Origin of the sequence: Propionicimonas sp. (assembly GCF_049840635.1) — a bacterium.
Taxonomy (GTDB): Bacteria; Actinomycetota; Actinomycetes; order Propionibacteriales; family Propionibacteriaceae; genus Propionicimonas.
The window spans coordinates 970,931-990,329 of record NZ_JASGKL010000004.1 but is presented as its reverse complement, the minus strand read 5'-3'; the positions used below and the strand labels follow the sequence as shown (position 1 = coordinate 990,329).

Here is a 19,399-nt window from a genome sequence, read left to right as displayed (position 1 = left end):
CGGGTATGTGGGGGTCGGGCCGCTGCTTGGTGCGGCTGGCTAGCGTTGGCGACGGAGGTAGGTGCGATGGCTGAACGAGCGTTGAGGGGTGCAGGTCTCGGGGCGAAGAGTCATGCGGACCCGTCCGGAGTCGAGCTGGCACCGCGACAGGAGATCGGGTTCGACTGCCCCAAGGGCCACCACTTCGAGGTGACGTTCGCCGAGGAGGCGGACCTTCCCACCGAGTGGGAGTGCCCGCGCTGTGGCGAGACCGCCCGCCGTTCCGACGGCGTCGAACCCGAGGTCAAGGAGACCAAGGCGCCCCGCACCCACTGGGACATGCTCCGCGAGCGCCGCTCCATCGAGGAGCTCGAGGACCTCCTCGCCGAGCGCCTCGACGAGATCCGCGGCGAGAACCACTGACGCAACGCCAGACTCCGTCACCCCGGGCTTGACCCGGGGTCCCGGGACGCCCCCTTCTGTCACCCCGGGCCTGACCCGGGGTCTCGGGACGCAGCCGGACGCGACGTGACGTCGAGATCCCGGCTTTCGCCGGGATGACAGGTGGTGGTGGAGTTGTCACCCCGGGCCTGACCCGGGGTCTCGGGACGCAGCCGGACGCGACGTGACGTCGAGATCCCGGCTTTCGCCGGGATGACAAACCCCTGTTGTGTCACTCCGGGCTTGACCCGGGGTCTCCGGAAGAGGGCTAGTCCTCGATCTCTCCGCGGATCACCTGCGGGGCGTCGGACGCGGACGCCGGCGGCGTCGAACCGTCCACGGTCTCCCCCGGGACGACCGTGCCCGTGTTGAAGGGGCTTCGGGTACCGCTCAGGTCGAGGCCGAGCGTGGCCGAGTGGCGCGCGATCACCATGCCGACGGCCCTGCGGGCGAGCGGACGCGTCCACGGCAGCAGGAACACCAGGCCGATGATGTCGGTGAAGAAGCCGGGCAGGATCAGCATGATCCCGCCGACCAGGATGAGCGCGGCGTCCGCCAGCTGGCCGGACGGCAGGCGTCCCGTGCTGTAGGCGTCGACGAGCGCCTGCCACGCCTTGCGTCCCTCACGACGCATAAGCCAGGCGCCGAGCACGGCCTCCGCGACGAGGATCAGGAGTGTCGGCAGGACGCCGATCCGCACTCCCACGAAGGTGAGCAGCCACACCTCGGCGACCGCGACGAGGATGAACACCCCCACGAGGGCGGGCAGCAGCCAGGGCCGGCGGGTCTGCACGGGCATGGTCATGACGGCCCGCCCGCCGGCTTCCGACCGACGAGCGCCTTCAGCTGTCCGAGCCGGTACTGCGCGCCCCAGCGGGTGGTCAGCAGCATCGCCTCCGCGACGATCTTGCCGCTCATCTTGGAGTTGCCGAGCTCCCGCTCGACGAACTCGATCGGCACCTCCGCCACGGTGAAGCCGGACCGGATCGCCCGGCGGACCATCTCGACCTGGAAGCCGTAGCCGGCCGCCTCGACACCGTCCAGACCCATGCCCTCCAGCGTGGTGGCGCGCCACGCCACCAGGCCGCCGGTGGCGTCCTTGACGGGCAGGCCGAGCATCAGCTGCGTCCACAGGTTGCCGCCGCGCGAGAGCAGTTCGCGGTGCAGCGGCCAGCCCTTGGTGGACCCGCCCTTCACGTAGCGCGAGCCCTTCACGGCGTCAGCGGTCCGCAGCCGGTCGAGGATCGCCGGCAGGTACTCGGGCTGGTGGGACCCGTCCGCGTCGTGCTCGACCATCACCTGGTAGCCCTCGGCAAGCCCCCAGCGGAAGCCCGCGATGTAGGCGGCGCCGAGCCCCTCCTTGCCCTTGCGGTGCAGGACGTGCAGGTGGTCGTCCGCGGCGGCGAGGTCGTCGGCGATCGCGCCCGTCCCGTCCGGGGAGTTGTCGTCGGCCACGAGGATGTGCGCGGTCGGCACCGCCGCGCGGATCCGGGCCGTGATCGGGCGCAGGTTCTCCGCCTCGTTGTAGGTGGGGATGATGACGAGCACCCGCTCCAGCGGCGCTGCGGAGTCGGTCATTCTGCTGTTCTTCCGGTCGGGGTTCGGACGGCGCCCATTCTGCCCCATCGCAGGGACGCCAGGAGGCCGAGGGCGGTGAGGACGACGATCGCCAGCTCCAGCGGCGAGGCGAGCCAGGTGGCCGGCGTGGTGCCCATCCGCTCGGCCATGGTGACGACACCGGAGGCGCCGTCGTGCTCGGGCGCGGTGAACGCCACCGAGCCGTCGGCGTTGATCAGGCCGCTCACGCCGCTGGTCGTGACGACCAGGACCTCCCTGCGCAGCTCCATCGCCCGGGCCCGGGTGATCGCGAACTGCTGCCGGATCTGTCCGGTGCCCTGGTACATCGCGTTGCTGGACTGGACGACGATGACCTGGCCGCCGGCGCGGACGGTGTCGTAGGCGAAGTCGTCGTAGACCAGGTCGTAGCAGACCATCACGCCGACGGTGAGCGGGCGTCCGTCTGCGAGGGTCACCGGGAGCGCACCCGGCGCGTCGCCGGGCACGGACTGGGCGCCGACGAAGGCGAGTTCGGGGATCAGCGGCAGCAGCAGCGAGCGCAGCGGCACGAACTCACCGAACGGGACGATGCCGCGTTTGACGTAGCGGGCGACCTCTCCCTTGATGTCGTCCCACCACAGGGAGGCGGTCTGGCGCTCGTCCGCGCCTGGCCCGTCCAGGATGACGCCGAGGAACATCGGCACGCCGAGCCGCGCCGACATCTGCGCGACCAGGCGCCCGGTCTCCGCGTCGGTGCCGGGGTCCATGTCGGTGGCGTTCTCCGGAAGGACGACGAAATCGGGTTTCGGCAGTTCGCCGGCGTCGATGCGGTCCTGCAGCCGGTTGACCTCCGCGAGGTGGTTGCGGGTGGTCGTCCGGGCCTCGCCGATGCCGTACACCCCGCCTCCGGGTGCGCCGCCCTGCACCCAGCCGACGGTCACGGAGCCGGTCTGCGTCCCCACGGGGACGAGCGTGCCGCCGGCAGCGAGGACGCCGATCACAGCCAGCACGGAGGCCGAGACGACAAGGTGGCGCCGGGACGGAAGGGACGCGAGCCAGGCGATCCCCTGCCCGATGAGGGCGGTGAGGAAGCTCAGCCCGGCCACGCCGACCAGCGGCAGCACGGTGGCCAGCGGCGAGTCGACCATCGCGTAGCCCAGGCGCATCCAGCCGAAGCCGTTGAAGGGGAACCGCGCGTAGGTGAACTCGATCCCGGTCCAGCAGCCGGCGGCGAGAATCGGCCACCACCTGGTCCGGGCCGCCACCTTGATGACGGCGCCGAGGAGTGCGTAGAAGAGGGCCTCGAGACCGACCAGGCCGAGGAGCGCCTCGACGAAGATCGCCTGCATCCAGTTGATGCCGAGCAGCAGGAACGCGATCCCCCAGACCAGGCCCAGTCCGGTCGCACCGCGGACCCGGCGGGCCGCGAGGACGAGGAGGGTGAGTGCCGCGACGCCGAACGGGACCAGCGGCCACCACCCGTAGGGCTGGAACCCGAGGGCGGTCGCGATGCCGGCGAGGGCCGCGACGCCGGCGCGCACGCCCCAGTGTCGTGCGGCGAGCCACTCGACCACGGGCCTCCCTTCGACAGCCGGGCCAGCCTACCCACCCCCGGATGCCGCCCGACGCCAGGCCGCGTCCGCCCGAACTCCGGCCGGCCCCTCCCAAACGCTCCCGAAACTCGCAGAAGCTCCCGAGATTTCGGGAGCGCGGACGAGTTTCGGGAGCGTTTGGGGGAAGGGCTGGCAGCATGGGGCGATGACCGAACCGGGGCTGATGCTGTTCGACACCGCGTCGCTGTACTTCCGCGCGTTCCACGGGATCCCGTCGTCGCTGCGGGCGCCGGACGGGCGCCCGGTGAACGCGGTCCGCGGGCTGCTGGACTTCCTGGCCCGCTTCGTAACGGACTACTGCCCCACACAGGTCGCCTGCTGCTGGGACGAGGCGTGGCGTCCAGCCTGGCGCGTGGCGCTGGTGCCCTCGTACAAGGCGCACCGGGTCGACCACGACGATGTCGAGCAGGTGCCGGAGGAACTGGTGGTGCAGGTGCCGCTGATCCGGCAGGTGCTGGGTGCCCTCGGCCTGCCCGTGGTGGGGGCGGCGGACTGCGAGGCGGACGACGTGATCGGGACGTTGGCGACCCGCTCGGCGATCCCGGTCGACGTCGTCACCGGCGACCGGGACCTGTTCCAGCTGGTCGACGACGAGCGCGGGGTGCGCGTCCTGTACTGCGGGCGGGGCGTTGCCAACCACGACCGGGTGGACGCGGCGTGGCTGCAGACGAAGTACGGGATCGACGGCCGCGGGTACGTGGACTACGCCGTACTACGCGGTGACCCGTCGGACGGGTTGCCGGGCGTCGCCGGGATTGGCGAGAAGACGGCGTCGAAGCTGGTCACCGAGTTCGGCGGTCTGGACGGGATCGTGGTCGCCGCGGACGCGGGCGAGCTCCCGTCCACGCTCACAGCGCGACTGCGTGCGGCGATGGACTACCTCGGCCCGGCACGGGAGGTGGTGGCGGTCGACCGCGACGCCGCCGTTCCGGATGTCGACCTCACCCTCCCGTCCGCGCCGAGGGACCCCGACCGCTTCGCCGCGCTCACTGAGGAGCTCAACCTCGGCAGCTCCGCCGACCGCATCCTGAAGGCCCTCGCCGCTTCGTCCTGATCGTCCACCACCAAGTGGACGGGATCGTGGCGACTACGCCGCAGAAGCGTCCACGACAAAGTGGACGGATCGTCGCGAGTTCGCCGCGGAAGCGTCCACTTCACGGTGGACGGTTTGTCGTGACTGCGCGGCAGAAGCGTCCACGACAAGGTGGACGGATCGTCGCGACTACGCCGCAGATGCGTCCACTTCAAGGTGGGCCCCGCGCGGTCCACTTCAAGGTGGACGGAATGTCGCGAGTTCGCCGCAGATGCGTCCACTTCAAGGTCGGCCCGGCGCGGTCCACTTCACGGTGGACGGATCGTCGCGACTACGCCGCACCAGCGTCCACTTCAGGGTGGACGCCGGCGGCTCAGGCGGCGCGGAGGGCGTAGACGGCAGAGCCCGCGACCACGTTGTAGAGGCGGTCGCCGGAGCGCAGGGGGCGTCCGCTCGGGCTGAGCACGATCCGCTTCTCGATCACGAGGCCGAGCCGTTCGAAGAGCTGCTCGAGTTCCACCAAGGTGGTGTGGCGCAGGTTCGGCGTGTCGTACCAGGCGTGCGGGATCTCCCGCGACATCGGCATCCGGCCGCGGAGCAGGCGAAGGCGGTGCCGCCAGTAGCCGAAGTTCGGCACCGAAACGATCAGGTGCTCGCCGATCCGTCCCATCTGCTGCAGCACGTCCGCGGGCCGGTGCAGCGTCTGGACGGTGCGCGACAGCACGACCACGTCGTAGGAATGGTCGGCGAAGTCGTCCAGCTCGGTGTCGAGGTCGAGCTCGATCACAGGGACGCCGGCGGCGATCGCCGCCAGCACCGAGTCCGGGTCGATCTCCACCCCGGTCCCCCGGCAGCCGTCGTCCGCGATCAGGTGCGCGAGCAGCTCACCGGAACTGCAACCCAGGTCGAGGACCCGGCTGCCCGGCAGGATCAGCCCCGCCACCAGGGCGAGGTCGGGACGCAACGTCATCGCTCCACCTCCGCCAGGGCCCGGCCGAGGAACGCCCGCAGCGTGGCGTGGTACGGCTCCACTTCCAGCAGGAACGAGTCGTGCCCCCACGCGGACGGGACTTCCCGGAACGTGACCGGCTGGCCGGCGTGCTCCAGGGTCCGCACGATCCGCCGCGAGTGGTCGGTGCCGAAGCGCCAGTCGGACGCGAAGGACATCACCAGCCAGTTCACGGGGCTGGTCCTGACCGCATCGAGCGCGTCGGCGCCGGTGAAGGGGTCGAAGTAGTCCATCACCCGGGTCAGGTAGAGGTAGCTGAGCGCGTCGAAGCGTTCGAGGAACGCCTGTCCCTGGTGGTCGAGGTAGCTCTCCACGGCGAAGTCGATCCCGAAGCCCGGCTCATGCGCGTCCGGGTGCGGCTGGCGGCCGAACTTCTCGGTGAGCGCGTCTTCGCTGAGATAGGTGATGTGCGCCATCATCCGGGCGATCGACAGCCCCGTGTCGGGGTTCACCCCGGCCGCGGCGTACGCGCCTTCTTCGAAGTGCGGGTCGGTCATGATCGCGCGCCGGGCCACGGCGGAGAAGGCGATGTTCTGCGCGGTGAGCCGGCTGGACGCCGCGATCACCAGCGAGTTCGCCACCTCCTCGGGGTAGTCGAGCGCCCACTGCAACGCCTGCATCCCGCCGAGCGAGCCGCCGAGGACGGCCAGCAACCGCGTGATGCCGAGGTGCTTCACCAGCGCCCGGTGCGCGGCGACGAGGTCGCGCATCATCAGGACGGGGAAGTCGAGCCCGTACGCCTGGCCGGTCTCCGGGTTGGTCGAGGACGGGCCGGTGCTGCCCTGGCAGCCGCCGATCAGGTTGGCCGAGATGACGAAGAAGCGGTCGGTGTCGAGCGGCTTGCCCGGACCGATCAGGTTGTCCCACCAGCCGGGACGCCGCGCGCCCTCGTGCCAGCCGGCCGCGTGCGCGTCCCCGGTCAGCGCGTGGCAGACGAACACGGCGTTGTCCGCGTCCGGCGACAGCGTCCCGTAGGTCTCGTAGGCGACGTCGACGGGCCCGAGCGTGCCGCCCCGCTCCAGGACGAGCGGTTCCTCCGCGGTGAACAGCCGGACGTTCCGGGTGCGGACGAGGCCGACCGAGCCGGCGTCCGGCGTCCCAGCCATCGACAAGACCCTCCCAAGCGTGCGCGGGTGATCACTATAGCCGCGCGACTACGGGCGTCCCGGACGTGGGAGAATGGCCGGGTTTGGGACGAAAGGGCACGTGATGGCTGAACTGAAGGACCGGCTCCAGGCCGACATGGTGGCCGCCATGAAGGCGCACGACGAGATCACCAAGTCGACGCTGCGGATGGCGGTGGCGGCGATCAAGACCGAGCAGGTGGCCGGCACCGAGGCCCGCGAGCTGTCCGACGACGAGGTCGTCGGCGTCCTGAACCGCGAGGTCGCCAAGCGCCGTGACTCCGCGGAGGCCTACACCGCGGGCCACCGCCCCGAGCTCGCCGCGAAGGAGCTGGCCGAGGTCGAGGTGCTCCAGCGGTACCTCCCGGCCGCCCTGACCGACGTCGAACTGGACGCGATCGTCGCCGAGGAGGTCGCTGCGGCGGCCGCGCAGCTCGGCTCGGCGCCGACCATGAGGCAGATGGGGCTGGTGATCAAGGCCGTCAACGCCCGCGCCGCCGGCCGCGCCGAGGGCGCGAAGGTCGCAGCCAAGGTGAAGGCCGCGCTGTCCTGACGCCGGTCCCCCGGCTCACCACCAGCCCTGGCGCTTGGCCCAGCGCAGCAGGACCAGCGACAGCGCGATCATGACCGCGAGCAGGATCCCCAGCCACAGCCAGTCGGTGGACTGGTTGACGATCACGTTCATGCCGAGCACGGAGCTGATGGCCGTCACCGGCAGGGTGATCGCGGCGATCACGGCCAGCCTCTCGGCGGCGATCGTCATCTTGGTGTCGGTGCGGGCCCGGTAGTACTCGGTGACGCCGGACAGGTAGTCCAGCTGGCTGGACGTGATCCTGCTCAGCCGGTCGTAGGCGTCCTTGTTGTCGCGCAGCACCTTGCGGACGCCCGGGTCCGTGTCGCCCATCAGGCCGATCGCCCTGCCGTAGATCTCGGCGGTCTGCATGGTCATCGTGCGGACGGTGAGCAGCGCGTGCCGGGTGTGGAACAGCTCCTCGAGGAAGGCCTGCGGGTTGTTGTCGCCCGCGTGGCCGAGCACCTGCTGCTCGAGGCCGCCGACCTCACGCGCGAGCCGGTTCACCGAGCGCTCCTCCGTGATCGCCAGCGCACTCGCGATCCGGTGGGAGGCGGCCCACGGGCCCGAGGGGACGTAACGTCCCGACAGCATCCGGTCGGCGAGCTCGTCGGTCTCCTCCAGCAGGCGCTCCAGCGGCACCTCGAGGTTGCGCGGCCCATGGGTGGTGACCAGGTAGTTCGCGGCGATGAACTGGTCGAGTTCGAGGTAGTGCATGTGCCCGCCCAGACCGGCCTCGGGGCGCAGCAGCACCAGGAAGAGGGTGTCGCCATAGGCGTGGAGCCGGGGCACGTGGTTGCGCTCGACGACATCCGCGACCGCCGCCGGATGGGCCTTGAACACCTCGGCCAGCAGGGCGGCCGTCTGCTCGTCGGGCTCGGGCACGTCCAGCCACAGCCAGCCGGACGGGTCCGCCAGCAGCGCGGGCAGCTCCGCCTCCGTCCGCTTCGTCACCGCTCCGGACGCACGATCGACCCACAGCACCCGTTGGACCGCCATGCCCACACCTTAGGCGGGCCGGTACCGCCAGAAAGCGGGCACCATTACCGCCACGAGCAGCGTGAACACGATCACGAGCAGGCCGCCTCCGCCGCTGGCCCACGCCGTCCCCACCGCGCCCGCCGCGTAGCCGTGGAGCGTGTCGGCGATCCGCGGGCCGCCCGCGACCACGACGATGAACACGCCCTGCAGGCGCCCGCGAACCGCGTCGTCGGCCGCGCTGAGCAGCATCGCGTTCCGGAACGACGAGGACGCCATGTCGGCCGCCCCGCCGACGACCAGCATCGTGATCGCGACCACGAGCATCGGCACCCGCCAGGCCGGGGCGAACGCGACCGCGAGGCCGAACCCGGCGATCGCCGCGCCCCACGCGAGGACGCAGTAGATGACGGCGCGGCCCTGCCGCTCGACCAGCGACACCCAACCGGAGAACACGCCGCCCAGCACGGCGCCGATCGGGATCGCGGCGTACAGGAGCGCGAACTCCGTCCCGCCCTCCACCGGACCGCCGAACGACAGGTGCGCGATCTCGGGGAACAGTGCGCGCGGCATGCCGAACACCATCGCGATCAGGTCGACGAGGAACGACACCAGCAGAACGGGCTGCCAGCGCAGGTAGGCGAAGCCGTCGATGACCGAGCGCAGGCCGGGCGTTCCCTGTCGGTTCTCCACCGGAAGGGACGGCAGCAGCCAGACGGCGAAGAGTGTGGCCAGGAGGGTGAGGGTGTCGATCAGGTAGAGCCAGGAGTAGCCCAGGATCGGGATCAGGATGCCGCCGACCATCGGGCCGGCGATGGCTCCGGCCTGGGACACGGTCATGTTCAGCGCGCTCGCCGCCGGCAGTTGCGCGGCGGGCAGGATCTTGGGCAGCACCGCGCTGCGGGTCGGCTGGTTCACCCCGAAGCAGGCCTGCTGGAACGCGAACAGCCCGAGCAGGACCCACACGTTGTTGAGGTGGAGCGCCGCCTGCAGCCAGAACAACGCGCTCGTGGCGATCAGTCCGAAGGTCGTGATCTGCAGCAGGAGGCGACGGTCGAAGTGGTCGGCGAGCGCACCGCCCCACAGGCCGAACACAATCAGCGGCACGAGGCCGAAGATGCCGGTCAGGCCGACGTAGGCCGAGTCGTTGGTGATGGCGTAGATCTGCGCGGGGACGGCCACCACCGTGAGCTGCGCACCGATCACCGTGATGATGTTCGCCTGCCACAGGCGCCGGAAGTGGGGGCTGGCCAGGGGTGCGGTGTCTGCGAAGAGTCCTCGGATGCCGGCCACGAGCGGGCACTCTACGGTGGCCGCCCCACAGCGGCCAACAGGTGGGACGGGTGCTCAGCCCGCGGTCAGCGGGTAGCGGCCGAGGTTCTCGTAGCCGGCCCCGCCGGGGAGCAGGCGGGAGCGCAGCAGGACGAGGTCCTCGACCGTCCACGTGGCGGCGGGCACCGCGTCCAGGATCGTCAGCCACCGCCTCGCCCTGGTCGGACGCGAGCGGGCGATCGTCAGGTGGGGACGGAACCGGGCGCCGTCCACGGCGATCCCGCAGCCGGTCGCGGCGTTGCGGCAGCGGGTGGCCAGCCGGGCGAGCGGCTCCGCGCCGTCCGTCACGCCCAGCCAGAGCGCCTTGGCGTGGTCGGGGTCGGGGAAGGCTCCCCCACCGGACACCGTCACCCCGAACGGCCGGGTCCGCCCTGCGACCTCCCCAAGGGCGTCCTCCAGGGGCTCGACGAGCAACGGCGGGACGGCGGCCATGAAGGCGCACGTGACGTGCCAGCCCTCCGCCACGGTCCACCGGAACCCGGGTTCGGCGTCGCGGCGGGGCTCCAGGAAGTCCTCCCAGCCCTCCACGACGGCCGGCGGGGGCAGGACGGCGACGAAGAGGCGGTCCCCCGTCGCTGTCATCGCCGTCCTTTCCTCGCCCTGCGTCGGAAGTCTACGGACGCCGGCTGCAAACGCTCGCACAAATGCGTGCGGGCGGTGCACGGATGTGCACACCTGTGCCGTGTTCCTGACCCCGGACGGCTGTATGAGAGCGTATGACAATCCGACTCGCTCCCCGAGGAAGAAGCTCATGCCCACAGCCCGCTGGCCGACGTATGTCGCCCTGACGGTGCTGTGGGGACTGTCCCTGGTGGCGGTGCGCGGGGTCGTCGGTGGCAGGGGCTGGGCCTTCGGCGCCGTCCTCTGCGCGCTGGTGATCGCTGCGGTGAAGGTCGTGGTGAGCCACCTCACCGGAGAGGCGCGGCCGCTGGCCGGCTCGCCGCGACGGCTGCTGATCCTGGGCGCCGCAGTCGTCATCCAGGACCTCGGTGTCTGCTACGCCCTCGACCGGATCGGGCTGGCCCAGACGGCGGTGGTGCTCGCGGCGGTGCCGCTGTTCGCCACCCTGACGGGGCAGATGCTCGGCGCGGACCGCATCACCGAAGCCGCGGCCACGGGGCTCGGCACCGGCTTCGTCGGCGTGTTGCTGGTCGCGATCTTCCCCGCGGACGGCGGCAGCTGGAACTTCATCGGCGGCGTCCTCGCCGGCCTCGTCGCCGCGCTGACCGGCGGGTTCAGCATCCGCTACGCCGCCCTCCGCTTCCCCGGCAGGGCCGAGCCGATGGCGGCCGCGCACGGGATGGCCGCGGTGGTGGCACTGCCGCTCGTCATCCTGTCCGGATCGTCCGGCAGCGGGTCGGCGTGGTCGTTCCTGTGGCTGGTGCTGCTCGCGGTCGCCCTCGGCGCCGCCGGCGTCCTCACCGCCCAGCACTTCCCTGTCCCCCGTCGTGCGCTGAGGATGACCAGGGTGAAGAACGGCGGGCTGGTCGTCGCGGTGCTGGTCGGCGTCTGCCTGCAGCACGAGACGCTCTCGATGGGACAGGTGCTCGGCCTGGTGCTGCTCATGATCGGCGCGACCCTCGTGCTGGAACTCGTTCCCGAGGACGCGTCCGCCCGCTGGCTGCGCTGACGACCTCGCGAGCAGCGGGAAGTTAGGCTGCTCGCATGCCTGAGACGACCCCCGAGAGCATCGAGCCGACGCCACCCGTCCCCTCGCCGCGGCTTCCCGCGTCCCCGGACGCGGCGGACACCGCCGGCGTCGCGGCGGTCACGCCGGCGTCCGCCGGCATCACCGCGCCATCGTCGGTGCGCTTCGGCAAGCTGTCGGTGGACCTCAACCACCCGTTCGGCTGGGGCTTCACCGCCACGGTCGGCGCCATCGTCGCCCTGGCCCTCGCCGGGGCGGTCAGCTCGCTGTCCACCGTGCTGGTGTCGATCGGCGTGGCCCTGTTCATCGCCCTGGCGCTCGACCCGCTCGTCCGCTGGCTCGAGCGCCACCGGATGTCCCGCGGCCTGAGCATCGTGCTGGTGTTCGTCGCCTTCGCGCTGGTGATCGCGGGGATGCTCGCGCTCGTGGCCCCGACGGCGGTCTCCCAGATCGCGCTGTTCGCCTCGGCGGTGCCGGGCTGGATCACCGACATCCAGGCCTCGGACTGGTTCAAGAACCTCGTCGCCGCGACCGGCCAGAGCGACCTGTACGCCACCGTGCTCAACCAGGCCCGCAACTGGCTGTCCGACCCGGCCAACCTGCTGGCGATCGGCGGCGGGGCGCTGGCGGTCGGCACCGGGGTGGTGAACGCGGTGTCCGGCACCGTGATCGTGCTGGCGCTGACGCTGTACTTCCTGGCGTCCCTGCGGACGATGCGGGACGCCGTCGTCCGGCTGGCCGCCGCGCACGCCCGTCCCCAGCTCCGGGAGATCACGAACCAGGTCGCGGAGTCGGTGGGTGGCTACGTGTCCGGCATGGCGATCCTCGCGGTCTCCAACGCGGTGTTCTCGTTCATCGTCCTGTCGATCGTGGGTGTCCCGTTCGCCGCGCTGCTCGCGGTCCTGGCGCTCCTGGTCACGATGATCCCGATGGTGGGGTCCGTGCTGTTCTGGGTGCTGGCGACCTCGGTCTCGCTGTTCACCTCCCTGTGGGCGGCGATCATCTTCACGGTGGTGTACGCCGCCTACATGCAGGTGGAGGCCTACATCATGACGCCGCGGGTGATGGGCAAGGCCGTCGACGTCCCGGGCTCGCTGGTCCTGATCGGGGCCCTGGTGGGCGCGACGCTGCTCGGCCTGCTCGGCGCCCTGATCGCCGTGCCGGTGACGGCGTCCCTGCTGATGATCGTCAAGACGGTGGTCATTCCACGGCAGGACGCGAAGATCGAACCGGAGTGAGAGGAACAGCGCTGATGCAACTCGGAATGGTCGGCCTCGGCCGGATGGGCGGCAACATGGCGGCCCGGCTTCGGGCCGCGGGGCACTCGGTCGTCGGGTACGACACGAACGCGGCCCTCTCCGACGTGCCCGACCTGCCGGGTCTGGTGGCCCGGCTGGACGGCAGCCCGCGGGTCGTGTGGGTGATGGTGCCCGTGCAGTTCCTCGACGGGGTGCTGGACGAGCTCGCCGGGCTGCTCGGCGAGGGCGACATCGTGATCGACGGCGGGAACACCAAGTGGACGGGCGACCAGGCGCGGGCGGACCGGCTCGGTGCGCGCGGTGTCCACTTCATCGACTGCGGGGTGTCCGGCGGCGTCTGGGGCAAGGAGTACGGCTACGCGCTGATGTGCGGCGGGGACGCCGCGGACGTGGCGGTCGTCCAGCCGATCTTCGACGCGCTGAAGCCCGCGGGCGAGGTCGGCTTCGTGCACGCCGGCGGCCACGGGGCGGGTCACTTCGCCAAGATGGTCCACAACGGCATCGAGTACTCGATGATGCAGGCCTACGCCGAGGGTTGGGAACTGCTGGAGAAGGCGGAGGTCGTTCACGACGTCCCGGCGATCTTCGACAGCTGGCGGGAGGGCACGGTGATCCGGTCCTGGCTGCTGGACCTGATCGCCCGGGCACTGTCGGACGATCCGCACCTGGAGAAGATCCGCGGCTACGCCGACGACTCCGGCGAGGGCCGCTGGACGGTGGACGCGGCGATCGACCTCGGCGTCCCCGTCCCCGCGCTGACCGCGGCACTGTTCGCCCGCTTCGTCTCCCGCCAGGACGAGTCGCCGGCCATGAAGCTGGTCGCGGCGATGCGCAACCAGTTCGGCGGCCACGCCGTCCAGGCCGAGTCGCCCAGCCTCGGCGAGGTGTCGCCGCCGGCGGCACGCTAGGAACCGTCCCCAGCGTGCCATGGAACGATGGGGACGGTTCCTGTCGTGCCGCTCACGCCCTCACAGGACCGCGACGACGATGCCGGCAGAGTCCGGGACGGGGTGGTCGAACGCCATCAGCTCGCGTGGTGTGTCCGCCAGCGCGACCGTGCGCCCCAGCAGGTGTCCGGGGTCCAGGACGCCGGACGCGACCAGGTCCAGCAGCGGCGGGTAGTCGGACGCGGCCATGCCGTGGCTGCCGACAACCTCGAGCTCGTGGGCGATCACCGGGCCCCACGGCAGCGGTGCGTCCGCGTGGTCGGCGAGCATCAGGCCGACCTGGACGTGGCGCCCGCGACGGCGCAGTCCCCGCACGGCGGCCGCGGCGGTCGCCGCGGTGCCGACGGCGTCCATGCTGACGTGCGCGCCGCCGCCGGTCTCACGCCGGACCGCCACGGGATCGGCGTCGGCGAGCACCGCGTCCGCGCCGAGGTCGAGCGCCCGGTCCCTGGCCGCAGGGGACGGGTCCACGGCCAGGACATGGGCGCCGAGCGCGCGGGCCACGAGCACGGCCGACAGCCCGACCCCGCCGCAGCCGACCACGAGCAGCCACTCCCCCTCGGCCAGCCGACTCTGCGCGGTGAGCGCGTGGTAGGCGGTCGCGAAGCGGCAGCCGAGCGCCGCGGCCGTGGTGAAGTCCACCGCGTCGGGGAGCCGGACCAGGTTGAAGTCGGCGGCCCTGATCACCACCTGCTCCGCGAACGAGCCGGGGTGGGTGAAGCCGGGCTGGGTCTGGTCGGGACACACCTGTGCCTGCCCGGACGCGCACCACGAGCAGTGCCCGCACCCGTTCACGAAGGGGGCCGTCACCCGGTCGCCGACGGCGAACCCGCGTACCAGCCGCCCCGCCTCCGAGACCGTCCCCGCGAACTCGTGTCCCGGCACCATGGGCAGCGGCACCGGGTCGTGCCCGCGCCACGCGTGCCAGTCCGACCGGCACACGCCGGTGGCGCGGACGTCCACCACCACCCCGTCGTCGGGGCAGTCGGGGTCGGGGACGTCGAGGAGCCGCGGCGGTTCGCCGTAGCGGGAGTAGACCACTGCGTGCACGTCCGCTGTCCTACCAGTTCGGGCCCGGACGCGACGACCGTGTCCGCGGTCGCGGCACGCCTGGCGCGTAAGGAGAACCGTCTCCGATTACGCGTCGCTCAGCTGCCGGTCGTCCCGACGATCACCTCGGACAGCCATCCGCCGAGCAGGCCGAGCGTGTCCGGCATGAAGTCGTCGGGGTCGGCGGCGATCGCCGCGGCGAGCGATTCCGGCGGGACCCACTCACCGCCCGCGACCTCCTCGGGCTGCCAGTAGATCGGGCCCGCCCAGGTAACCGTGTAGCAGAACCCGTGGTAGCTGGTGTGGTCGTCGGCGTAGGACCCGCTGGCGAGCGGGGTGAGCTCGACGCCGGTGACGCCGAGTTCCTCCGCGAGCTCTCGCAGCGCTGCCGCCCCCGGGTCCTCCCCGGCGGCGATCACCCCACCGGCGGCGAAGTCGCGGCGGCCGGGGTACACGTCCTTGGTGTTGGTGCGCCGGTGGACGTAGATCCGTCCGAGGGGATCGCGCACGACGACGGCTGTCGCGGCGTGGTGGAGGTTCTCCGCCCGCATCCGGGACCGGGGGGCGCTTCCGCACACCTTCCCGTCCTCGTCGTACAGCGCCACGAGTTCGTCCACGGCCCCAGCCTAGGACAGGAGAGGTCCTCCTACGCCGCGTCCACGCCCGCGGGTTCGGGGCGACGCCGGACCAGGACGACCGTGTCGTCGAGGGTGGCGCTCTCCCCGTCCGGGCCGGTCGCGGATCGGCCGCGGACCTCGGCGGCGACGACGTCCCACTCCCCCTCGGCCAGGTCGAGCGCCGCGAGGTCGGACGCCGGTGTCGGGAACACGTGGTGGTGGCCGTCCAGCTGCGTGGCCCACGGCGGCGGCGCCGCGTGCGAGACCACGAGCAGGTGCCCGCCCGGGGCGACGGCCGCTGCCGCCCCCCGCAGGATCTCCTCCCTCGCGAGCTCCACCGGCGACTGGAGGAACGACGCGCTGACCAGGTCGAAAGGTCCGTCCGGCACCCCCTCGGCCAGGTCGCGGGCGAGCCAGGTGATCCGGTCGGAGGGCAGTCCGGCCACCACGGCCGCGGCGCGTCCCCGCTCGACGGCAATTGTCGATATGTCCACAGCGGCGACGATCCAGCCGCGCGAAGCCAGCCAGAGGGCGTCGCCTCCCTCACCGCAGCCGAGGTCCAGCGCGCGTCCCGGCGCCAGGTCGGCGGCGACGTCGGCCAGCACCTGGTTGGCGCGCCCCGACCAGACCTGCGCACGGGACGCGTAGCGCTGGTCCCAGAACTCCGTGGCCGTCATCGCTTCCCCCTCCGCCGGTGCGTCCCGTCATGCTACGGCCGGTGCGGCCCCCGAGGTCGGCGTAGGGTGCGAAGTGAGCCCCGTGCGATGAGGCGCGGGCAGGAGGAGTCGTGATGGACCGTTCGATCGTCATCAATCGGGAGTTCGGCAGCGGCGGCCGGGAGATCGGCCGGCTGATCTGCGAGCGCACGGGGATGCAGTTCTACGACTCACGGATCCTGCAGGAGGCCGCGGAGCGGCGGGGCCTGCCCCACGACCTGCTCGAGAGTTTCGACGAACGTGTCGCCACCGGCTCCTATTTCGACCTTTCGCTCATCGCCGGCACCGACTCGGAGACCTTCTCGATCCCCTACCGCATGTACGGCGCCCTCGCCGAGGTGATCTCGGACGCGGCGCGCACCGCCCCTGCGGTCTTCATCGGCCGGTGTGCGGACAAGATCCTGCGGGACGCGAAGCTTCGCTTCCGCAGTGTGTTCATCTACAGCACCGACACCGAGCGCAAGGTCGCCCGTGCCGTCGAGGTCGACGGGGTGGCACCGAAGGACGCGGAGAAGTACATCGCGAGGATGGACCGGACCAGGGCCCGGTACCAGCAGTTCTTCACGGGCACGAAGTTCGGCGACTACCGCGACTACGACCTGTGCCTGAACAGCGGCCGACTCGGCTACGAGGGCTGCGTCGACATCGTCCTCGCGGCGACCGCCGCCGCGCCCGGCGCTGTGGCGCCGTCCTCGCCGGCCCGTCCGGACGGCATGGCGTGAGCCCCACGCGCGCCGCCTACGCCGCCGAACTGGCCGCGCTGCCCGAGGAGGGCTGGGCCGACTACCTCTCCGCCCGCAGCGGACTGCCGGGCCCGCGGGCCAACCTCACCCTGCTCGACGCCGCCGCGGACGTGATGCCGCACGACCTCGCGCTGCGCCTGGTCGACGAGGCGGACGAGTACCTCGCGTGCTGCGGTGTCGCGACGCTGGGTCGCCTGATCGTCGAGGACCCGGCGGCCTGCGGGCTGGTCGGCCTGCTGACCACGCGCTGCTCGGACGAGCGGTGGCGGGTCCGCGAGGCGTGCGCGATCGCCGCGCAGCGGATCGGGGACGCGGACGCGCCGTTGCTGCGCGGCATCGTGGAGGCGTGGACGTCCTCGTCCGACCCCCTCGTGGTGCGGGCCGGCATCGCGGCGATCTGCGAGCCGCGGCTGCTCAAGGACTCGCGCACGGCCGCCGCGGCGCTCGTCGCCTGCCGGCGGGCCACCGAGCACCTGCTCTCCGTCCCGGCGGACGGGCGGCGCGCGGCAGATATCCGGACACTGCGGCAGGCGCTGGGCTACTGCTGGTCGGTGGCGGTCGCCGCGGCCCCGGACTCCGGCCTGGCCGCCTTCGCCGAGCTACCGACCGAGGACGCTGACGTCGACTGGATCGTGCGGGAGAACCGGAAGAAGAAGCGGTTGGCCGGATTGCTCGGAGTTGCCCCTTGAGGAGCCTCACAGGACCTGCATAGGGTCGGGGTGGGACGGCACCCCCGCCGTCGGCAGACCTCGATGGAGAGGACCTTGCATGACACCCGCACTCCCCCGATCACCCCACCACCTCCGCCGTTGCACGGCCGCGCTCCTGGGCGCGGTCCTGTCGCTCGGAGCCCTCACCGGCGTCCCGGCGTCCGCGGCCCCGTCCGGACACCCTGCGCCCACACCGACCGTCCCTGACCTCGGCGCGAACGTCACGATCTTCTCCCCCACCACCCCGCTGGCGGAGATCCAGAGCACCCTCGACGCGCTCGCCGACGAGCAGCGCGACGCGGAGATGAGCTCAGCCCGGCACGCCGTCCTGTTCCTGCCGGGGACCTACGGCACGACCGAGAACCCGCTGCAGTTCGAGGTGGGCTACTACACCGAGGTGGCCGGGCTGGGCGCCAACCCCGGGGACGTGACGATCAACGGCAGCATCGAGGTCTACAACCGCTGCCTCGACGACGGCGGGACGTCCAACTGCCTCGCGCTCGTGAACTTCTGGAGGACGCTGTCCAACCTGTCGCTGAACGTGGTCAAGACCGGTCAGGACGGGTGCCGGCAGAGCGCCAACTTCTGGGCGGTCTCGCAGGCGGTGTCGCTGCGCCGGATCCAGGTCAGCGGCGGCAACCTCTCGCTGATGGACTACTGCACGGCGGGGCCGCAGTACGCGAGCGGGGGCTTCATCGCCGACTCGGTGCTCCCGACCGTGGTGAACGGCTCCCAGCAGCAGTGGCTGATCCGCAACAGCACGGTCGGCACGTGGAGCAACGCGGTGTGGAACCAGGTGTTCTCGGGCGTCACCGGCGCCCCCGACGACGCGACGTTCCCCGATCCGCCGTACACCACGGTGGCGAAGACGCCGCTGAGCAGGGAGAAGCCGTACCTGTACGTGGACGCATCCGGCCGCTGGCTGGTCCGCGTCCCGTCCGCGCAGCGGAACTCGTCCGGCGTCTCGTGGGCGAACGGGCTGACGCCGGGACGCAGCGTCCCGCTGTCGGACTTCTTCGTGGCGAAGCCGGGCACGTCGGTCGCGCGGATCAACCTGGAACTGGCCAGGGGCCGGAACCTGCTGTTCACCCCGGGCGTCTACGACATCGATCGCTCGATCAGGGTGACCCGTCCCGACACGGTCGTGCTGGGGCTGGGCCACGCGACCCTCACCGCCGTGCGGGGCTCGACCCCGCTGGTGGTGTCCGCGAAGGCGGGCATCGTGGTGGCCGGCGTCACGATCGACGCGGGGACGAAGCTCTCGCCGGTGCTGCTCCAGGTGGGTGACCGCCACGGTCGCGGAGGCTCGAACGCGCGCAACCCGATCACGCTCAGCGACGTGTACTTCCGCGTCGGCGGTCCGCACGTGGGCAAGACCGTGACGGCGCTGGAGATCAACGCCGACGACGTCCTGGTCGACCACACCTGGATCTGGCGGGCCGACCACGGCGAGGAGGGCTTCACTGCGGGCGAGAGCGGTGACACCGACCGGTGGAACACGAACACCGGCCGCTACGGCCTGGTCGTGAACGGCGACGACGTCACGATCACCGGGCTGTTCTCGGAGCACTTCCAGCGCTACAGCACGCTGTGGAACGGCGAGCGGGGACGGGTCGTCTTCTACCAGAACGAGCTGGCCTACGACCCGCCGACGCAGGCCGACTGGACGCAGCCGGACGGAACGCTGGGCTATCCCGGCTACAAGGTCTCCGACCGCGTCCGGGTGCACAGCCTGTCCGGTGGCGGCGTGTACGTCTACAACCGCAACAACCCGTCCATCATCACGACCAGCGGCTTCGAGGCGCCGGACCGTGCCTCGGTCACGCTGCACCACGTGATGACGGTCAACCTCGGCGCCGGCACGATCACCCACGTGGTGAACGACACCGGCAGCCAGGCCGACAACTCCAACACGGGCACCCCGCAGTTCGTGACCGACTACCCGACGCCCTGACCCCTCGATCCCCCTGCCGGCAGGGTCCCCGGGCGGCACGATGGGGACGGTTCCTAACGTGCCGCGTTCCCCCGGACTGCCGACGGGCGGCACGTTGGGGACGGTTCCTAACGTGCCG

Annotated in this window: 20 protein-coding genes; 9 read left to right on the top strand and 11 right to left on the bottom strand. The window is 71.6% G+C overall.

All coding sequences use genetic code 11. From position 1 onward, the window contains the following. Positions 1-66: 66 nt before the first annotated feature. Positions 67-402: an RNA polymerase-binding protein RbpA gene (locus QM779_RS04795; protein ID WP_428532392.1), complete on the top strand. Its 336-nt coding sequence runs from the start codon at positions 67-69 to the stop codon at positions 400-402. 286 nt (positions 403-688) lie between these two features. Here the strand turns inward: QM779_RS04795 and QM779_RS04790 are convergent, their stop codons facing one another. From QM779_RS04790 to lnt, 3 genes are read right to left on the bottom strand one after another with little or no spacing between them, the layout of a single operon-like run. Beyond that, positions 689-1,225 carry an FxsA family protein gene (locus QM779_RS04790; RefSeq protein ID WP_428532389.1) on the bottom strand — a complete coding sequence of 179 codons (537 nt, stop codon included), beginning with the start codon at positions 1,223-1,225 and terminating at the stop codon, positions 689-691. Continuing rightward, on the bottom strand, positions 1,222-1,998 hold the full coding sequence (locus QM779_RS04785; protein WP_428532386.1) for a polyprenol monophosphomannose synthase: 777 nt from the start codon (positions 1,996-1,998) through the stop codon (positions 1,222-1,224). The genes QM779_RS04790 and QM779_RS04785 overlap by 4 nt, the downstream gene beginning before the upstream one ends. Next, complete coding sequence (lnt, locus tag QM779_RS04780; RefSeq protein ID WP_428532383.1) at positions 1,995-3,551, bottom strand: apolipoprotein N-acyltransferase; 1,557 nt, start codon at positions 3,549-3,551, stop codon at positions 1,995-1,997. The genes QM779_RS04785 and lnt overlap by 4 nt, the downstream gene beginning before the upstream one ends. 184 nt (positions 3,552-3,735) lie before the next feature. Between lnt and QM779_RS04775 the strand changes: the two genes are divergently transcribed. Further along, the gene (locus QM779_RS04775) at positions 3,736-4,644 is read left to right on the top strand and encodes a 5'-3' exonuclease (RefSeq protein ID WP_428532380.1); all 909 of its coding nucleotides are present in this window, start codon (positions 3,736-3,738) and stop codon (positions 4,642-4,644) included. A gap of 352 nt (positions 4,645-4,996) precedes the next feature. On the opposite strand, the gene metW is transcribed toward QM779_RS04775, so the two are convergent. Together metW and metX are read right to left on the bottom strand one after the other, a co-directional pair. Further along, entirely contained in the window at positions 4,997-5,593 is a 597-nt protein-coding gene (gene metW / locus QM779_RS04770) for a methionine biosynthesis protein MetW (protein WP_428532377.1), read from the bottom strand. Next, positions 5,590-6,738 carry a homoserine O-acetyltransferase MetX gene (gene metX, locus QM779_RS04765; RefSeq protein WP_428532374.1) on the bottom strand — a complete coding sequence of 383 codons (1,149 nt, stop codon included), beginning with the start codon at positions 6,736-6,738 and terminating at the stop codon, positions 5,590-5,592. Before metX ends, metW begins: the two co-directional genes overlap by 4 nt. A 103-nt stretch (positions 6,739-6,841) precedes the next feature. Between metX and QM779_RS04760 the strand changes: the two genes are divergently transcribed. Further along, a complete protein-coding gene (locus QM779_RS04760; protein WP_428532371.1) occupies positions 6,842-7,309 on the top strand; it encodes a GatB/YqeY domain-containing protein in 468 nt (155 codons plus the stop codon). A gap of 15 nt (positions 7,310-7,324) precedes the next feature. Here QM779_RS04760 and QM779_RS04755 read toward each other — a convergent pair whose 3' ends face one another. The 3 genes from QM779_RS04755 to thpR are packed head-to-tail and all read right to left on the bottom strand — an operon-like array spanning position 7,325 to position 10,219. Beyond that, positions 7,325-8,326 carry a CorA family divalent cation transporter gene (locus tag QM779_RS04755; RefSeq protein ID WP_428532368.1) on the bottom strand — a complete coding sequence of 334 codons (1,002 nt, stop codon included), beginning with the start codon at positions 8,324-8,326 and terminating at the stop codon, positions 7,325-7,327. 9 nt (positions 8,327-8,335) lie between these two features. Further along, positions 8,336-9,598 (bottom strand): MFS transporter, encoded by a 1,263-nt coding sequence (locus QM779_RS04750; RefSeq protein WP_428532365.1) that lies wholly within the window; start codon positions 9,596-9,598, stop codon positions 8,336-8,338. Positions 9,599-9,652: 54 nt separating this feature from the next. Next, positions 9,653-10,219, bottom strand: coding sequence for an RNA 2',3'-cyclic phosphodiesterase (gene thpR, locus QM779_RS04745; RefSeq protein ID WP_428532362.1), 567 nt, complete (start codon positions 10,217-10,219; stop codon positions 9,653-9,655). Between the two features lie 169 nt (positions 10,220-10,388). On the opposite strand from thpR, the gene QM779_RS04740 reads away from it, so the two are divergent. From QM779_RS04740 to gnd, 3 genes are read left to right on the top strand one after another with little or no spacing between them, the layout of a single operon-like run. After that, the gene (locus QM779_RS04740; RefSeq protein WP_428532359.1) at positions 10,389-11,267 is read left to right on the top strand and encodes a hypothetical protein; all 879 of its coding nucleotides are present in this window, start codon (positions 10,389-10,391) and stop codon (positions 11,265-11,267) included. Positions 11,268-11,302: 35 nt separating this feature from the next. After that, positions 11,303-12,523: an AI-2E family transporter gene (locus QM779_RS04735; protein ID WP_428532356.1), complete on the top strand. Its 1,221-nt coding sequence runs from the start codon at positions 11,303-11,305 to the stop codon at positions 12,521-12,523. Positions 12,524-12,537: 14 nt separating this feature from the next. Next, on the top strand, positions 12,538-13,452 hold the full coding sequence (gene gnd, locus QM779_RS04730) for a phosphogluconate dehydrogenase (NAD(+)-dependent, decarboxylating) (protein ID WP_428532353.1): 915 nt from the start codon (positions 12,538-12,540) through the stop codon (positions 13,450-13,452). Positions 13,453-13,512: 60 nt separating this feature from the next. Here the strand turns inward: gnd and QM779_RS04725 are convergent, their stop codons facing one another. The 3 genes from QM779_RS04725 to QM779_RS04715 form a co-directional block, all read right to left on the bottom strand. Further along, positions 13,513-14,541, bottom strand: coding sequence for an alcohol dehydrogenase catalytic domain-containing protein (locus QM779_RS04725; RefSeq protein ID WP_428532350.1), 1,029 nt, complete (start codon positions 14,539-14,541; stop codon positions 13,513-13,515). A 98-nt stretch (positions 14,542-14,639) separates the two neighbouring features. After that, the gene (locus QM779_RS04720; RefSeq protein WP_428532347.1) at positions 14,640-15,158 is read right to left on the bottom strand and encodes an NUDIX hydrolase; all 519 of its coding nucleotides are present in this window, start codon (positions 15,156-15,158) and stop codon (positions 14,640-14,642) included. 29 nt (positions 15,159-15,187) lie between these two features. After that, a complete protein-coding gene (locus tag QM779_RS04715) occupies positions 15,188-15,835 on the bottom strand; it encodes an SAM-dependent methyltransferase (protein ID WP_428532344.1) in 648 nt (215 codons plus the stop codon). 113 nt (positions 15,836-15,948) lie between these two features. Here QM779_RS04715 and QM779_RS04710 point away from each other — a divergent pair, with 113 nt between their 5' ends. The 3 genes from QM779_RS04710 (at position 15,949) to QM779_RS04700 (ending at position 19,281) form a co-directional block, all read left to right on the top strand. Continuing rightward, on the top strand, positions 15,949-16,596 hold the full coding sequence (locus QM779_RS04710) for an AAA family ATPase (RefSeq protein ID WP_428532341.1): 648 nt from the start codon (positions 15,949-15,951) through the stop codon (positions 16,594-16,596). Continuing rightward, entirely contained in the window at positions 16,593-17,306 is a 714-nt protein-coding gene (locus QM779_RS04705) for a HEAT repeat domain-containing protein (RefSeq protein WP_428532338.1), read from the top strand. Before QM779_RS04710 ends, QM779_RS04705 begins: the two co-directional genes overlap by 4 nt. Positions 17,307-17,385: 79 nt before the next feature. Next, positions 17,386-19,281: a hypothetical protein gene (locus QM779_RS04700; protein WP_428532335.1), complete on the top strand. Its 1,896-nt coding sequence runs from the start codon at positions 17,386-17,388 to the stop codon at positions 19,279-19,281. Positions 19,282-19,399: the final 118 nt, after the last annotated feature.

Coding starts and splice junctions, on each gene's coding strand:
- QM779_RS04795 (WP_428532392.1), top strand. CDS start 67: ATGGCTGAACGAGCGTTGAGGGGTGCAGGTCTCGGGGCGAAGAGTCAT.
- QM779_RS04790 (WP_428532389.1), bottom strand. CDS start 1,225: ATGACCATGCCCGTGCAGACCCGCCGGCCCTGGCTGCTGCCCGCCCTC.
- QM779_RS04785 (WP_428532386.1), bottom strand. CDS start 1,998: ATGACCGACTCCGCAGCGCCGCTGGAGCGGGTGCTCGTCATCATCCCC.
- QM779_RS04775 (WP_428532380.1), top strand. CDS start 3,736: ATGACCGAACCGGGGCTGATGCTGTTCGACACCGCGTCGCTGTACTTC.
- metW (WP_428532377.1), bottom strand. CDS start 5,593: ATGACGTTGCGTCCCGACCTCGCCCTGGTGGCGGGGCTGATCCTGCCG.
- metX (WP_428532374.1), bottom strand. CDS start 6,738: ATGGCTGGGACGCCGGACGCCGGCTCGGTCGGCCTCGTCCGCACCCGG.
- QM779_RS04760 (WP_428532371.1), top strand. CDS start 6,842: ATGGCTGAACTGAAGGACCGGCTCCAGGCCGACATGGTGGCCGCCATG.
- QM779_RS04755 (WP_428532368.1), bottom strand. CDS start 8,326: ATGGCGGTCCAACGGGTGCTGTGGGTCGATCGTGCGTCCGGAGCGGTG.
- thpR (WP_428532362.1), bottom strand. CDS start 10,219: ATGACAGCGACGGGGGACCGCCTCTTCGTCGCCGTCCTGCCCCCGCCG.
- QM779_RS04740 (WP_428532359.1), top strand. CDS start 10,389: ATGCCCACAGCCCGCTGGCCGACGTATGTCGCCCTGACGGTGCTGTGG.
- QM779_RS04735 (WP_428532356.1), top strand. CDS start 11,303: ATGCCTGAGACGACCCCCGAGAGCATCGAGCCGACGCCACCCGTCCCC.
- gnd (WP_428532353.1), top strand. CDS start 12,538: ATGCAACTCGGAATGGTCGGCCTCGGCCGGATGGGCGGCAACATGGCG.
- QM779_RS04715 (WP_428532344.1), bottom strand. CDS start 15,835: ATGACGGCCACGGAGTTCTGGGACCAGCGCTACGCGTCCCGTGCGCAG.
- QM779_RS04710 (WP_428532341.1), top strand. CDS start 15,949: ATGGACCGTTCGATCGTCATCAATCGGGAGTTCGGCAGCGGCGGCCGG.
- QM779_RS04700 (WP_428532335.1), top strand. CDS start 17,386: ATGACACCCGCACTCCCCCGATCACCCCACCACCTCCGCCGTTGCACG.